Genomic DNA, 14,215 nt, shown 5'->3' on the forward strand with positions numbered 1-14,215 from the left:
ACAGGTGGATAAACAGCAGTACGACACAATAAAATTGCAAATAAATCAAGAAAAAGAACATATTTTAAAAGAAGTGTATGAATTAACAGCTGAAAAAAGAAAAATAGAACAAAAAAAAGAATATGATTTATATGTTGTGAAATCGCGTAGTAAAGTCGTACAAACTGGGCAACGTATTATGGCTGGCATGCTTTCTTCACATACGTTTTCACCTGAAAGAATAGAAGAATGGAATCGAAAAATTAAAAAAACGGAAGGTTTTATTCAAAAAAATGAAAGCCTTTTAGAGCAAGTAAAAGAAAAAGAACGTGTCATTGATGAGATGTATCAAGAAGATTGCAAAAAGCTTGCGAAAGCACAAGAAAAGCTGGAAGAAAAAATGCTTCTGGATTTGAAAATGTGTATGAATGGATGAGGTGAATGTAGTGATACAGTCTGTATTACCGGTGCAACAAAGTTTACCTCCGCAAAAAGAAAAAGGGCTAGAAGTACAATCAAAAAATGAAGATTCTTCATTCGATCGTACGATGAGAATGGAAAATAAAAAACAGCCGCAAACGGAGAAAACGAAACGAGAAGAAGCACCAAAAGAAGAGAGAAAAGATTATATTCTTTCTAAAAAATCGGTAACGGAAGAAGAACCTATTGTAAAGAAAGAAGAAAAAAAAGAGACAGAACAGTTGTTATTAGCTGTATCTGAGCAAATGGTTGCAATTGAGCAATTACATGTCCAGCCGGAATTGTTATATCAATACATACAAAAAATACAAGAGCTATATAAAGAATATGGCAATATTAAACTTAATGAATTACCTGCAGCTGAATTACAACAATTACAAGAACTTCTTTCAAATATGAATATCAAAAATGCTATATGTTTAGAAGATACAATGCAAATGGTATTAGACAAAATGAAGATGCCAGAGCAAGCGATGCAAGCATTGAAGGCTGTAGAAACAGAAACTTGTAATATTGCAAAGAAACAAGAAGAGTTTAAAGACGTAGATCTTCCGAAAGCTGAGAGCGATGATGCAAAGATAGAGTTGCCAGAAGTTGATGCATTAAACGATTCGAGCTCTGCAGGTGCAGAATTATTAAATAAAACGACGAGTACCGAACAAATAGGGAAATCAAATAGTGGTGCTGAGAAAGTTTCATTACCTGACTTAGGAAAGAAAATGGAAGCGCAAGTAGAAGCGCTGCAAAAATTTGTAGTGAAACAAGAACGTGTTTTATTCCAGTTAAATCCAGAAAAACTTGGTACATTAACAGTGTTTATGAAAAAACACGGAGATCAAATTGACGTTCACGTAGAAATGGAAAAACACGATGCGAAAAAACGTGTTGAAATCATTTTTGATGAATTGAGATTAAAGTTAAAAGAAAAAGAAATCAATATTCAAATTAGCTATTCAGATAAAGATGAAAATCGTAAAGAACAGCGAGAACAAGAGCAAAGGCAAAAACAGAAATTAGCAAATACAAATCATGAAAAACAACAATCAACAGAATTTGCGGGATTATTGGAGGAATAAAGCGTGCCAACAGTTGGATTAAATACAACGAGTACAAATCATATTCCGTTACAAGCAGGAGCGCAAAAAAGTAATGTACCTGTTAATGGTGTACAATCGCCAGTGCAACAAAGTAATGGAGTTTCAGCAGGAGCGCAAAAGACTCCTGGGGTAATGGGGAAAGATGATTTCTTAAAATTGTTTTTATCAAGTTTCCAACATCAAGATCCATTTAATGCGATGGATATGAATCAAATGATGAATCAGACAGCGCAGTTATCTCTTATGGAACAAGTGCAGAATATGACGAAAGCGGTAGATAAGCTGCAATCAACGATGTATTCAACAGCACTTGATGGTGGAATGAAGTTTTTAGGGAAATACGTAAGAGGTGTTGACGGTGACGGAAACAAAGTAACCGGTCAAGTAGAAACGGTTCGTCTTGCGGAAAATAACGATGTACAGCTCGTTATTAATAATAAAGTTGTCTCTCTTCGTTTCGTTGAGAGAGTGTCTGATAAACCGATTGGGGAAACGAACCCAGAAGACGCAAAGAAAGACGATCAAAAAGTAACTGAAGAAGTAAAAAATACAAATTCATAAGGAGTGTCCATACGTTATGATTAAAGCGTTATATACAAGTATTACAGGGATGAATGCAACACAAAATGCATTAAGTGTAACTTCAAATAATATTGCCAATGCACAAACAGTAGGTTATAAAAAACAAAAAGCAATGTTTGATGATTTACTATATAACAATTCGATTGGTGCAAAAGGTGACGGTAAATACGCAGGAACGAATCCGAAAAGTATTGGTAACGGTGTGAAAATGAGTGGTACGGTTACGGATTATAGTGATGGTACAATTACGTTAACAGGTGGCAAAACACAAGCAGCAATGGAAGGTAATGGTTTCTTCGTTGTAGGTGATTCAAAAGGCGGAAATATGGAATTTACTCGTAAAGGTACGTTTGGGATATCTTCAGATTACTATATTACGAATACTGAAGGTCAATACGTGTTTGCATACCCTGCAAATGAGGCAACTGGTGAAGTTGATTTATCTGGAATTCCAGGACCGTTGCAAATTCCAATGGGAACAGCAATTGGTGGTATTCGAACATCGAAAGGGACAATTAAAGGGAATATTCCAACTGGTGAAAAACAAATTACACAAGATTTACCTGTATATGATAATGCGGGGAATACATGGACAATGCGTGTAGAGTTTAAACAAACGAGTGAACATAACTATACATATAAAGTACAAATGCGCAATGACTCGAAAAAAGAAACAGAGTTTAAAGATGTTCCAGGTGCAGGTGGTAATATGACATTTGATGCTGTTGGAAATCCAAATCCGAAAGAGCAAGGAGCCAATATTCCATTTGATGGCGGTTCTATAAAATTAGACTTAAGCCATTTAACAAATCATCCAACAGATAAAACATTATCAGTAACAGACGTAGATGGTAGAGCAGCAGCGACGGTTAAAGATTGCTTCATTGCTGACGGTGGATACGTAATGGTAAAATATTCTGATGGAAGTATGAAATCTGCAGGTCAATTAGCTGTTGCGATGTTCCCGAACGAAGGCGGACTAATGAAAACAGGTAATGGTAACTATACAGCAACGAATACAACAGGTATTTTAGCTCTTGGTACATCTGGTCAAAACGGTGCAGGTAAAGTACGCGGTGGTGCACAAGAAGGTGCTAACGTAGATTTATCTGTAGAATTCGTTGACTTAATGTTATACCAACGCGGATTCCAAGGAAATGCGAAAGTAATTAAAGTTTCAGATGAAGTATTAAATGAAGTTGTAAACTTAATTCGATAATATATCGCATGGAAAAAATGTAATGGAGTAGAAAGGGTTTTTTATTCGTATGACAAGACAAGAGCGAATTTTACAATTGCCTTTTTTCGAAAATAAACGTGAACTTGCCGAGCAAGTATTAAAAATAGAACGAGAAGAGCATGTATATTTACCAGATCAATTTGAAATTAAGCAAGTGCCTCCGTATTCATTTGGCGAAAAACAAGCAATCATTGGCCGTATCCATGAGTTTTATTTCATAAGTGTTGGTAGTAGGGATAGCGTTTGGAAGTATCAACTGTTTAAGGATGAGATGAAGTGTCGTGAGTTTTTTGTTATGTTGCCAAATATTACGGATCAGCAGATAGCGTTTTGGTTTAATAACATAGAGTTATTGAAAAGTTCTTAAAAAGATCTTAAAAGCTCTTTTTAGGGTTGACGAGAGGACCAAGCGTTGTTTTGGAGCGGTTAGTGCCTAATAGAGTCCCGACCGATGTGTAAGACCAGAGATATGTAGCGTTACTAGAGTAGTGTGGTAGTGTAAGAAGTGGTAATATAAAATAGTTTTAAGTTAATTTAAGGTAGTTGTAGTATACAATTAGACTGAATTTCTATAAAAGGAGAGGTGAGGAGGATGGCGCAAAATAAGTATCGCGTTACATTCGTTTCGCCGAGTGAGGTTGAGCAGCGAACTGTAATGGCGGCGAATAGTTTGCCAGATTTAATTCGTAAAGTAGAGAGTATTATTGCAGATCCAAACGGTTATTTTGTGAATGATAAAAAAAATAATTGTTATTTTAAAGTGATTAAAGAAAATGTTACGTTTATTCAATATGAGTTACTATTTTCGGATAAGGAAATTCATATTGAAAAATTAAAACATATAGCACCGGTAGTATTAAAACGATTATTCGAAAAAATAAATGACCCGGAATTATATGCACTCGCGCTACTTGATGTTGATATAGCAACGAAAGAATATGTGCTAGCAGAAATGAATTCTGAGCTGAGAATAAGAGTAGAGACGGAGCTTTCGAAACAATGGGAAGCAATGCCGACAGAAATTGTAGGAGCGCAAGAAGTGTTATTAGAAGCACTTGCTTCGTTTATACAAGATTAATTGTTTTTTAATAAAATGAATCGTTCGACTATCTATATTTTTTATATAGGTAGTTGACTTTTTCTCTTTTATAAAGCTTAATAATTAGATATACGGAATTAATGGAAGGGGAGCGACACCTTTATGTCACAAGCACAAAGTATTTTATTAGAAAGCGGAACAAATGAATTAGAGATTGTTACGTATACTGTTGGTGAAAACCTATTTAGTATTAATGTTATGAAAGTACGTGAAATCATTAATCCATTCCCTGTTACAACTGTGCCAGAATCTCATCATGCAGTTGAAGGTGTTGTTCAAGTACGTGGTGAAATTTTACCTGTTATTAACTTGGCAATGGCTCTTAATTTAAAGTCAACAAAGCCACTTGATCAAACGAAATTTATCATCTCAGAATTAAACCAAATGAAAGTTATTTTCCGCGTGGATGAAGTACATCGTATTCAACGTATTTCGTGGGAACAAATTGATGAACCAGCTTCATTATCTATGGGACTAGAAGAAACGACATCTGGTATTGTAAAACTAGATGGCAAAATCATCTTACTATTAGATTATGAAAAAATTGTATGTGAAATTAGCGGCACTGGTTATGACAATAAATCAATTGCAGGGTTAGAACAAAAAACAGATCGAGCTGAAAAAGTAATTTATATTGCAGAAGATTCAGCAATGCTTCGCCAAATATTAGAAGAAACATTATCATCAGCTGGATATACGAAAATGAACTTCTTCAGCAATGGTGCAGAAGCGTTAGCGCAAATTGAAAAATTAGCGAAAGAGCAAGGCGAAAAAATGTTTGAACATATTCACTTGCTAATTACGGATATTGAAATGCCAAAAATGGATGGACATCATTTAACGAAAGTGGTTAAGGATAGTGAAGTAATGAATCGTTTACCAGTCATTATTTTCTCTTCATTAATTACAAATGAATTATTCCATAAAGGTGAAGCTGTAGGAGCAAATGCTCAAGTAAGTAAGCCAGATATTCAAGAGCTAATTGGTTTAGTTGATAAGTTAGTGTTGTAAGAAAAGTACTTTTTTAGCTGGAATAGAGGAACTAGCTATGTGTGGCAGCGGTCAGTACCTAATAGAGACCCATGCGATGTAAGACCAGAGATATGGAGTGTTTTTTAGGTAAATGGGACGAGAGAGCCGCCGAGATAGCTTTAGAAGAAGTGAGACTTCGATTGAGGATTTGAAGACTGGGTTTATAACTCTATTCTGTTAGAGAGAGGAAGGAATTAGCCAATGCTACATATGGCTAATTCCTTTTTAGTATTCTATACTTTAAGCTGGTAGAAAAATGAAAGGTTTCTTGGGTGTTTGTCGCTGTATGTGTGAATAATCTTTATTTAGAGATTTTTAATTTAAAAATATAAGTGAACGTATTTTTTTGATTACTTTAGTAACATTTCGTGGTAGCGCAAATTTTTTCGGTGAAAAAATATTCAAAATACCATATAATATAATTAAATGTAATTAATATGCAATTTTGCATATTAATAAAAAACATTTTCCAAATTTTTATACTTTCTATACATTTTTGTATGTTTATTATTTGACAGATAATTTCGAACTGTTATAATATGGATATGTAAAAATTGCTATTTTCTTAAAAGACATGGGAGTCAGATGAGAATTGTGAAAGGATGAGGGGGAGTGGCACAGATTATGTATCACCATACAGCAATTAATGTATTAGGTCTTTTACAAAACATGTCAAATAATAAAATGAACGATATGCAACTAGAGGTGGAATTTAAAAAAATAGAAAAAGAATTCCAAGTAAAGTATGAAGAATTAGTTGATTTACATAATAGAATGGTATTATTTCAAATAGATATAGAAAAAAATGGCGGGATGCGAGCATATGAAAAATCAGCAATTACATGGCTGAAGTCTGAACTAGAGCTACTGTATGAAGTGTATCAATTTTGTCAACGTCACGGTTTAAACATTTTAAATATTTCAAAATACGTAAGTAAAAATGAACTAAATCTTTTTCCAAAAACAGAAAGTCAATTGCAAAATACGTATTATAAATTGAAAAAATGTGAAATACCGTTTGAAAATATTGAAAAACAAAAACCAGGACGAAAGCGAAAATATATACCAGTAAAAGAGACAATCGTTGCAAGAAAACAAGAAAACGAGTACGAATTAAAAGGTGAAATTCAGCACAAAGAGGATGAAAAAAATCTTGTAACAGTTATATCTGGTATCGTTGATAACTTTGAAACGATTAATCAATGTAGTGAAAGGAAAGAAGACGAACTACATCAGTTTATGGAAGGTATTTATAAGCTTTCTAGCATGGCAGCAGGGCGTTCTAGAGAAGCAAAGAATACACGTAGCTTAGAAGGTGAATTGCAGTCGTTACAACTAGAAAATGAAAGGCTAAAACGAGAGAAAGAAGAGCTTGTACAAGATATTAAAGGCATGACGCAGCTTTTAATTCATTTCATTACAAGTTCTGATATCGATCAAATTCGTAAATTACCAACTTTCGTACAAGATTGTAAAATGGAATTACATAAACTAGGGCTATATAATGCACAAGACGGTAAAATGAAAATAATGGTTGACCGTAGCGGACAAGTTATGACGGTAACACAGTAATAAAATTTGGGTACAAAATAAAAGGGAGATACATAGTTTATATGTATTTCCCTTTTGTTTTGTATGGAATCGTTCCAAAGAAGGCAGATTCATTTTTATGATTGTAGTAGTTTAGAGACCATTTGCGGAATTTGGTTCGCTTGTGAAACCATACTAAGTGCAACTTCAGTCAATAATTTGAACTTTAAAAAATCACTCATCTCCTGCGCCATGTCTGCATCTTCAATTAGAGATGCAGCATCTGTTAACGCCATACTTTGATTATTTAAATTTTCAATATTAAACTGTAAACGATTTATCATTGCACCAAGGTCGGCACGATGAAATGACACACTTTGCAAAGCCTCTTCGATTTTAAGAATTGCCGCTCTTGCTTCTTGTTCTGTTGAAATCTTGATGTCATGTTGTGTAGGGGAAGGGGGAATATGTTTCGTCATATTTACCGTATGACCGATATCGTCTAATGTAATAGGGCGGTTTTGACCGTCAAATACAGATAAATCATTAAACTCAGTCGTCTCGCCAATATAGCCAATTTGTTCTGTTAAAGACTGAAACTCTTTATTCAGCGAATGACGGTTTGCATTTGAATTTGTACCGTTCGCAGATTGAACGGCTAAATCACGCATACGCTGTAAAATATTTGTCACAGTTTGAAGGGCAGCTTCCGCCGTGCGAAGCATCGATATCGCATCCTCATTATTACGAATCGCCGCGCGCATACCACTTGCTCTCGCATGCATACGAGTCACAATCGCAACATTCGCAGGATTATCAGAAGCATGGTTTAACTTCTTACCAATCGCCAAATGCTCAATCGCCACATTCATATGCTTCTCATTCTCATACAACGACTGCCTAGCATTCATACTCAAAACATTCGTACCAATACGCATAATAGACACTCCTTATAGATTGATATAGTCAGTGTTCTAAAGCTAATAAACGGTTATGAAGAGAAAAAGAAACTTATGCTCACTTTATCTTTTTGTTTTCATACACGGAACGAGAATAAAATAGGCCCTGACCGCTACTAAATATGGCTAAAGCTTCTCTTTAAGCTAAAAAAATCTTTCAATCTATCTATATAGAAAAAATAAACCTCTCCGCAAGCAGAGAGGTTTATTCAGGAAACTAACTCAAATGGCTTATTGTAATAATTTAGAAACCATTTGTGGAGTTTGGTTTGCTTGAGAAAGCATGCTGATACCAGCTTCGTTCAAGATTTTGAACTTAGTCATTTCAGACATTTCTTTCGCCATGTCAGCGTCTTCGATTTGAGAAGCAGAAGATGCCATAGAGTTTTCTTGGCTCTTAAGGTTTGTTACGTTGAATTCAAGGCGGTTTAATGTAGCACCTAAAGTTGCTTGATTGTCAGCGATTGTTTTAAGGGCTACGTCGATTTGTTTTACTGCACCTAATGCGTCAGCATCAGCAGCAGCTTTAGGCATAGTTGCTGATTTGGAAATTGTATCAAAAGAAGTTTGAATTGCTTTTGCAGAAGCCTCTTGATCTGCAGCGACAGATTTACCATCAAAATCTTTAAATTTACCTTCAAGTGTTGCTACATCAGCTGGCGCCATGTAACTTTTTACTGCTTCAAAAGCTGTTTTAGCCTCGTCAACAGCAGTTTTCATTCCCGAAACATCTGCTGCTTTTACTGTTTTTAATGCATCCATTTTGTTTGTTAATGTTTCAAGTTGTGTTTTAGATGCACCTTCGCTACCGATTGCTAAGTCTTTGATTTTTAACGCATCAAGTGTAGAGCTGTTTAACTTGATTTCAATTTGTTTGCTTGCATCATCAGAATCTAAAGTTTGAATTTTAATTTGGTCACTAGATCCATCTAATAAGTTTTTATCATTGAACTGTGTATTAGCTGCGATATAATTAATTTGTTCTTTTAATTGTGTAAATTCCTTTTGAAGAGCAACCTTATTTGTATCAGTGTTTGTACCAGTTGCAGATTGGTTTGCAAGGTCACGCATACGAAGTAAGATATTAGATACAGAGTTTAAAGCTGAATCTGCAGTACGAATCAATGAAATTCCATCTTGTGTGTTACGTGCAGCGACGTTTAGGCCACCTTGACGAGCTTTCATACGAGTTGCGATTGCAAGACCTGCTGCATCGTCAGAAGCGTTGTTGATACGTTTACCACTTGATAAACGATCCATAGCAGTACTCATTTTTGATTGGTTTTGACGCATATATTCTTGCGTACGTAAACTATTAATGTTTGTGTTAATTCTCATTTTAAGAACCCCCATTTTTTTATATTGACTTTTCTGCAAATTGAAAAACGGTAATATGCGAAAAAATCAATTTCGAGATTTATTGTAATCCTTGTCATAGCGGGTGTCAACTAAAAATTCGAATTAATAAATATAAAAAAATAACAGTTTAACAATATATTCATTTTTTTATTACATAATTATTAAAAGGATTATTGCAAACTTTAAAAAAAAACTCTAATATTAGATTATCTTTGTTTACCGAAAAGGTGATATTATGATAGTTGGAAATATAGTAAAAGAAGTGCTTGCATATAAGAAAGGGCAAATTCAGCAAAAGCTAAGTAGTCCACAAGCATTCGTTAGTAGTCGTTTTCAAGAGAAGTTGCAGAATGAACCTGCGAAGGAGACGAAGGCTACTACGCAGCCGGCAAACATAGAAGATATGAGTCAGCCGGTACAATCTACGAAAATAGAAGCGGTTGTTAATAAACCGGCAGAAACTATTAATAAAGTAGAGGAAGCGAGTAAGCTTGAAGAAAAGGCTGAAACGAAGAAAGCAGATGAAGTGCAAGTTGCGCAAAAAGAGTTTGAACGACGTTTCCCAGAAACGAAAAATGAGGCCGCTGATACGTGGGAATTAACGAAGAAGTATAATATTCAAAAAATACGTTCTTCCAATGAAGGCAAGTATGAGGATATTATTGATCGAGTAAGTCGTACATATGGAATTCCAAAAACGTTAATTCAAAAAATGATTGAAGTAGAGTCTAATTTTAATCCGAAAACGGTGTCACATGCCGGTGCGATGGGACTTATGCAGCTTATGCCAGCGAATGTGAAGGAGATGGGTGTGAAGAATCCCTTTTCACCAGCTGAAAGTATTGAAGGTGGCGTGAAAGAGTTAAGCGGTTATTTAAAGAAAAATAACGGCGACTTAGTATTGGCACTTGCTTCTTATAATGCTGGTCCTGGGAATGTGAGAAAGTACGGAGGCGTACCGCCATTTAAAGAAACGCAAGGATATATTAAAAAAATATTAAATATCGACGTTTCAAAATAAGAAGTTTCATATATAGAGAGAACATGAAATTTTCGTGAACATGATATGGGAGTTGGCTAGATTTGAAATTACAAGATGATATTCCGTTAACAATTTATTTTGAAATCGGAAATACGAAAAAGAAAATTGAAGATCTGCTTCATATTACGAAAGGTACATTGTATCGTCTTGAAAATTCAACGAAAAATACGGTGCGTCTTATGCTTGAGAATGAAGAGATTGGAACCGGAAAGATTTTGACGAAGAATGGAAAGATGTACGTTGAAATCGTTGAATTGAAAAGGTAGGGAAGGGGATTGTCATGAGTGGCGAAAAATTAAGCCAAGAGCAAATTGATGCCCTGCTGAAGGCGGTAAATGAAGGCGAGGAAATGCCAGCTTTCGCACAAGAAGCAGGAAAGCAAGAGAAATTTCAAGAGTATGATTTTAATAGACCAGAGAAGTTCGGTGTTGAGCATTTACGTAGTTTGCAAGCGATTGCTTCTACGTTTGGAAAGCAGACGTCACAGACGTTATCAGCGCGTATGCGTATTCCAATTGAACTAGAACCTTCAACAGTTGAGCAAGTTCCATTTACGAGTGAATATGTGGAGAAAATGCCGAAAGATTATTATTTATATTGCGTAATTGATCTCGGTTTACCAGAGCTTGGAGAAATTGTTATTGAGATTGATTTAGCATTCGTTATTTATATTCATGAATGTTGGCTTGGCGGAGATAGTAAGCGTAACTTTACGATGCGCAGACCGTTAACAGCGTTTGAGTTTTTAACGCTTGATAATATATTCTTGCTTCTTTGTAAAAATTTAGAGCAATCATTTGAAAGTGTTGTTGCGATTGAACCGAAATTTGTAACGACGGAAACAGATCCGAATGCATTAAAGATTACGACAGCGAGCGATATCATTTCATTACTTAACGTAAATATGAAAACAGATTTTTGGAATACGACGGTGCGTATCGGAATTCCATTCTTATCTGTTGAAGAAATTATGGATAAGTTAACGTCTGAAAATATTGTCGAACATTCTTCAGACAAGCGTAAAAAGTATACGTCTGAAGTGGAAATGAAAGTAAATCAAGTGTACAAACCTGTTCACGTTGCAATTGGTGAGCAGAAAATGACAATGAGTGAGATTGAACAAATTGAAGAAGGCGATATTATTCCGCTTCATACGAAAGTTTCGGATGAATTACTTGGTTATGTAGATGGAAAGCATAAATTTAATTGTTTTATTGGAAAAGATGGAACGCGTAAGGCGCTCCTATTTAAAAGTTTTGTAGAGTAGGAGGATCCATATGAAGCATGAAGTATCTCCCGTGTCATTAATGGGATTAGAAGATTTTGCAGGAAAGCGAAATGAAGCAGGTAAAGCACATATCGATACTGTTTCAGATATTTCGATTGAACTTGGTGTAAAGCTTGGAAAGTCATCTATTACGCTTGGTGATGTAAAGCAGTTAAAAGTTGGCGATGTTCTTGAAGTAGAGAAAAACTTAGGACATAAAGTAGATGTGTATTTAAGTAATATGAAAGTCGGCATCGGTGAAGCAATCGTAATGGACGAGAAATTCGGTATTATCATTTCTGAAATTGAAGCTGATAAAAAACAAGCGGCGCTTATGAAAGCGCAAAGTCAAATGCAAGATAAAGAGTAGAGGAGGAGTCATATGTCGTATATGACGACCTTATTTCAAGTCGTTTTACTGTTTGGTGCGCTCGGTTACGGTGCATATTATATGACGAAAAAGACGCGCAAACAGCAGTTTTTTAAGCAGGGTGAAAATGGCCATATTCAAGTAAAAGACGGTGTGTATTTAAATCATCAAACGAGTGCCTTTTTATTTGAAGTGGACGGAAAGCAAGTGTTCACTGTTATTAGTAATAACGGTGTGCAGTCTGTGCAATTAACCGGAACAGGAAATCAGTTTCAACAAGCACTAGAAGACGCGGTGAAGAGTGAAACGAAAAAAGTAGAGGATCCATCATGAGAATAAAGAAACAGTTATCATTATTAGCCGTTATTTTCGTATTTTCTATCGTTTTTTCAATTATTTTTGTAAATCCAGCGTATGCAGCCCCGAACGGTTTTATTAATTTCGAAAATGGAAAAGAGTTTACGAGTAATTCAAGTGTACAACTATTTGCGCTCGTTACCCTTTTATCATTATCTTCTTCTATCGTTCTATTATTTACACATTTTACTTATTTTATGATCGTTCTAGGGATTACACGTCAAGGACTTGGGGTAATGAATTTACCACCAAACCAAGTGCTTGTTGGACTTGCATTATTTTTATCACTCTTTACGATGCAGCCTGTACTCGGGCAACTGAAGAGTGATGTGTGGGATCCGATGACGAAAGAGAAAATAACAGTAAGTCAAGCTGCGGAAACGACAGCTCCTATTATGAAAGAATATATGTCAAAGCATACGTATAAGCATGATTTAAAAATGATGCTGAAAGTACGCGGAGAAGAGTTGCCGAAAGATTTGAAAGATCTTTCACTATTTACGCTCGTACCATCCTTTACGTTAACGCAAATTCAAAAAGGTTTACTAACAGGGATGTTCATTTATTTAGCGTTTGTATTTATAGATTTGATTATTAGTACACTTTTAATGTACCTCGGGATGATGATGGTACCGCCGATGATTTTAAGTTTACCGTTTAAAATACTCGTTTTCGTATATTTAGGTGGATATACAAAAATCGTCGACATTATGTTTAAAACGGTCGCCTGAAGCGTTTGATGCTATGTGATAGGAGTCATATAAATGAATACGTCACCAATTATAGATATTTTTCAAACCTTTTTTTATAAAGGGGTTATGATTTTAATGCCGGTTGCCGGCGTAAGTATGATTGTCGTTATTATCATCGCTGTCATTATGGCGATGATGCAAATTCAAGAGCAAACGCTGACGTTTTTACCGAAAATGGCGAGTATTGTCCTCGTTATTATCATTTTAGGTCCGTGGATGTTCCAAGAGTTAACGACACTTATTTTAGATTTATTTGATAAAATCCCATCGCTATTGCGTTCGTACTAAGATAGGTGAACTGAAATGAATATGGAATTATGGGCGGCAACGTTTTTTGCGTTTTGCCGCATTACTTCATTTTTATATTTTTTACCGTTTTTCTCAGGACGATCCATTCCAGCAATGGCGAAGGTTACAGTTGGACTTGCTCTTTCAATTACAGTGGCTGATCAAGTGGATGTCTCTCACATCAAGACAGTTTGGGACGTTGCAGCTTATGCAGGAACGCAAATTGTAATTGGATTATCACTTTCAAAAATTGTAGAAATGCTGTGGAACATTCCGAAAATGGCCGGGCATATTTTAGACTTTGATATCGGTTTATCACAAGCAAGTTTGTTTGATGTAAATGCGGGCTCACAGTCTACTTTACTATCAACCATTTTTGATATATTTTTTCTCATTATTTTTATTTCACTTGGCGGCATTAATTATTTCGTTGCCACGATTTTAAAGTCGTTTCAATATACAGAGGCGATTTCAAAATTGCTGACGACTAGTTTTTTAGATAGTCTACTCGCAACGCTATTATTTGCGATCACATCAGCGGTTGAAATTGCTCTTCCGCTTATGGGAAGTTTATTCATCATTAACTTTGTTCTAATTTTAATTGCAAAAAACGCTCCGCAATTAAACGTTTTTATGAATGCATACGTAATTAAAATTACGTGCGGTATTTTGTTTATTGCGATGAGTGTACCGATGCTCGGTTATGTGTTTAAAAATATGACGGATGTATTACTTGAAGAGTATACGAAACTATTTAACTTTTTCTTAACGAAGTAGGGGGA

The 14,215-nt window shown here is 35.3% G+C and carries 18 protein-coding genes; 16 read left to right on the forward strand and 2 right to left on the reverse strand.

From position 1 onward, the window contains the following. Positions 1–4 precede the first annotated feature (4 nt). The 8 genes from ACTFRH_RS04695 to ACTFRH_RS04730 all read left to right on the forward strand — a co-directional run bounded on the left by ACTFRH_RS04695 (position 5) and on the right by ACTFRH_RS04730 (position 7,081). Positions 5–415, forward strand: a complete 411-nt coding sequence (locus ACTFRH_RS04695) for a hypothetical protein (RefSeq protein ID WP_000360855.1) — start codon at positions 5–7, stop codon at positions 413–415. A gap of 10 nt (positions 416–425) precedes the next feature. Beyond that, positions 426–1,535 (forward strand): flagellar hook-length control protein FliK, encoded by a 1,110-nt coding sequence (locus tag ACTFRH_RS04700; protein ID WP_000616454.1) that lies wholly within the window; start codon positions 426–428, stop codon positions 1,533–1,535. A gap of 3 nt (positions 1,536–1,538) precedes the next feature. After that, entirely contained in the window at positions 1,539–2,117 is a 579-nt protein-coding gene (locus tag ACTFRH_RS04705) for a flagellar hook assembly protein FlgD (RefSeq protein ID WP_001143460.1), read from the forward strand. A gap of 16 nt (positions 2,118–2,133) precedes the next feature. Beyond that, positions 2,134–3,357, forward strand: coding sequence for a flagellar hook protein FlgE (locus ACTFRH_RS04710; protein WP_000588321.1), 1,224 nt, complete (start codon positions 2,134–2,136; stop codon positions 3,355–3,357). A gap of 49 nt (positions 3,358–3,406) precedes the next feature. Then, the gene (locus ACTFRH_RS04715) at positions 3,407–3,745 is read left to right on the forward strand and encodes a DUF3964 family protein (protein WP_000198171.1); all 339 of its coding nucleotides are present in this window, start codon (positions 3,407–3,409) and stop codon (positions 3,743–3,745) included. Between the two features lie 225 nt (positions 3,746–3,970). Further along, a complete protein-coding gene (locus tag ACTFRH_RS04720) occupies positions 3,971–4,456 on the forward strand; it encodes a hypothetical protein (RefSeq protein WP_000068335.1) in 486 nt (161 codons plus the stop codon). 123 nt (positions 4,457–4,579) lie between these two features. Continuing rightward, the gene (locus tag ACTFRH_RS04725; protein WP_000075943.1) at positions 4,580–5,488 is read left to right on the forward strand and encodes a chemotaxis protein; all 909 of its coding nucleotides are present in this window, start codon (positions 4,580–4,582) and stop codon (positions 5,486–5,488) included. Between the two features lie 645 nt (positions 5,489–6,133). After that, complete coding sequence (locus tag ACTFRH_RS04730) at positions 6,134–7,081, forward strand: DNA-binding domain-containing protein (RefSeq protein ID WP_000274680.1); 948 nt, start codon at positions 6,134–6,136, stop codon at positions 7,079–7,081. A gap of 95 nt (positions 7,082–7,176) precedes the next feature. Here ACTFRH_RS04730 and ACTFRH_RS04735 read toward each other — a convergent pair whose 3' ends face one another. Both ACTFRH_RS04735 and ACTFRH_RS04740 read right to left on the reverse strand, forming a co-directional pair. After that, positions 7,177–7,977, reverse strand: coding sequence for a flagellin N-terminal helical domain-containing protein (locus ACTFRH_RS04735; protein WP_001219685.1), 801 nt, complete (start codon positions 7,975–7,977; stop codon positions 7,177–7,179). A gap of 252 nt (positions 7,978–8,229) precedes the next feature. Continuing rightward, positions 8,230–9,336, reverse strand: coding sequence for a flagellin N-terminal helical domain-containing protein (locus ACTFRH_RS04740; RefSeq protein WP_001222328.1), 1,107 nt, complete (start codon positions 9,334–9,336; stop codon positions 8,230–8,232). A 256-nt stretch (positions 9,337–9,592) separates the two neighbouring features. On the opposite strand from ACTFRH_RS04740, the gene ACTFRH_RS04745 reads away from it, so the two are divergent. The 8 genes from ACTFRH_RS04745 to ACTFRH_RS04780 all read left to right on the forward strand — a co-directional run bounded on the left by ACTFRH_RS04745 (position 9,593) and on the right by ACTFRH_RS04780 (position 14,210). Beyond that, positions 9,593–10,378 carry a lytic transglycosylase domain-containing protein gene (locus tag ACTFRH_RS04745; RefSeq protein WP_000635221.1) on the forward strand — a complete coding sequence of 262 codons (786 nt, stop codon included), beginning with the start codon at positions 9,593–9,595 and terminating at the stop codon, positions 10,376–10,378. Between the two features lie 62 nt (positions 10,379–10,440). Next, positions 10,441–10,665 carry a flagellar motor switch protein FliN gene (locus ACTFRH_RS04750; RefSeq protein ID WP_000775712.1) on the forward strand — a complete coding sequence of 75 codons (225 nt, stop codon included), beginning with the start codon at positions 10,441–10,443 and terminating at the stop codon, positions 10,663–10,665. Positions 10,666–10,679: 14 nt separating this feature from the next. Continuing rightward, on the forward strand, positions 10,680–11,666 hold the full coding sequence (gene fliM / locus ACTFRH_RS04755; RefSeq protein ID WP_000012356.1) for a flagellar motor switch protein FliM: 987 nt from the start codon (positions 10,680–10,682) through the stop codon (positions 11,664–11,666). A 10-nt stretch (positions 11,667–11,676) separates the two neighbouring features. Further along, the gene (gene fliN, locus ACTFRH_RS04760; RefSeq protein ID WP_000680010.1) at positions 11,677–12,036 is read left to right on the forward strand and encodes a flagellar motor switch protein FliN; all 360 of its coding nucleotides are present in this window, start codon (positions 11,677–11,679) and stop codon (positions 12,034–12,036) included. A 12-nt stretch (positions 12,037–12,048) separates the two neighbouring features. Further along, complete coding sequence (locus ACTFRH_RS04765; protein WP_000121176.1) at positions 12,049–12,369, forward strand: hypothetical protein; 321 nt, start codon at positions 12,049–12,051, stop codon at positions 12,367–12,369. Continuing rightward, positions 12,366–13,124 carry a flagellar type III secretion system pore protein FliP gene (locus ACTFRH_RS04770; RefSeq protein ID WP_001220582.1) on the forward strand — a complete coding sequence of 253 codons (759 nt, stop codon included), beginning with the start codon at positions 12,366–12,368 and terminating at the stop codon, positions 13,122–13,124. Before ACTFRH_RS04765 ends, ACTFRH_RS04770 begins: the two co-directional genes overlap by 4 nt. 33 nt (positions 13,125–13,157) lie before the next feature. After that, positions 13,158–13,433, forward strand: a complete 276-nt coding sequence (locus tag ACTFRH_RS04775) for a flagellar biosynthetic protein FliQ (RefSeq protein ID WP_001098085.1) — start codon at positions 13,158–13,160, stop codon at positions 13,431–13,433. A gap of 15 nt (positions 13,434–13,448) precedes the next feature. Continuing rightward, positions 13,449–14,210 (forward strand): flagellar biosynthetic protein FliR, encoded by a 762-nt coding sequence (locus ACTFRH_RS04780; protein WP_001055718.1) that lies wholly within the window; start codon positions 13,449–13,451, stop codon positions 14,208–14,210. Positions 14,211–14,215 lie beyond the last annotated feature (5 nt).

The sequence above is a fragment of the Bacillus cereus group sp. MYBK216-1 genome (assembly GCF_051916495.1).
Classification (GTDB): Bacteria; Bacillota; Bacilli; order Bacillales; family Bacillaceae_G; genus Bacillus_A; species Bacillus_A thuringiensis_K.

Bases quoted from the DNA above. Each gene is read 5' to 3' on its own strand.
- ACTFRH_RS04780 (WP_001055718.1), top strand. From the start codon at position 13,449: ATGAATATGGAATTATGGGCGGCAACGTTTTTTGCGTTTTGCCGCATT.
- ACTFRH_RS04745 (WP_000635221.1), top strand. From the start codon at position 9,593: ATGATAGTTGGAAATATAGTAAAAGAAGTGCTTGCATATAAGAAAGGG.
- ACTFRH_RS04730 (WP_000274680.1), top strand. From the start codon at position 6,134: ATGTATCACCATACAGCAATTAATGTATTAGGTCTTTTACAAAACATG.
- ACTFRH_RS04710 (WP_000588321.1), top strand. From the start codon at position 2,134: ATGATTAAAGCGTTATATACAAGTATTACAGGGATGAATGCAACACAA.
- ACTFRH_RS04770 (WP_001220582.1), top strand. From the start codon at position 12,366: ATGAGAATAAAGAAACAGTTATCATTATTAGCCGTTATTTTCGTATTT.
- ACTFRH_RS04715 (WP_000198171.1), top strand. From the start codon at position 3,407: ATGACAAGACAAGAGCGAATTTTACAATTGCCTTTTTTCGAAAATAAA.
- fliM (WP_000012356.1), top strand. From the start codon at position 10,680: ATGAGTGGCGAAAAATTAAGCCAAGAGCAAATTGATGCCCTGCTGAAG.
- ACTFRH_RS04735 (WP_001219685.1), bottom strand. From the start codon at position 7,977: ATGCGTATTGGTACGAATGTTTTGAGTATGAATGCTAGGCAGTCGTTG.
- ACTFRH_RS04775 (WP_001098085.1), top strand. From the start codon at position 13,158: ATGAATACGTCACCAATTATAGATATTTTTCAAACCTTTTTTTATAAA.
- ACTFRH_RS04720 (WP_000068335.1), top strand. From the start codon at position 3,971: ATGGCGCAAAATAAGTATCGCGTTACATTCGTTTCGCCGAGTGAGGTT.
- ACTFRH_RS04740 (WP_001222328.1), bottom strand. From the start codon at position 9,336: ATGAGAATTAACACAAACATTAATAGTTTACGTACGCAAGAATATATG.
- ACTFRH_RS04765 (WP_000121176.1), top strand. From the start codon at position 12,049: ATGTCGTATATGACGACCTTATTTCAAGTCGTTTTACTGTTTGGTGCG.
- ACTFRH_RS04725 (WP_000075943.1), top strand. From the start codon at position 4,580: ATGTCACAAGCACAAAGTATTTTATTAGAAAGCGGAACAAATGAATTA.
- fliN (WP_000680010.1), top strand. From the start codon at position 11,677: ATGAAGCATGAAGTATCTCCCGTGTCATTAATGGGATTAGAAGATTTT.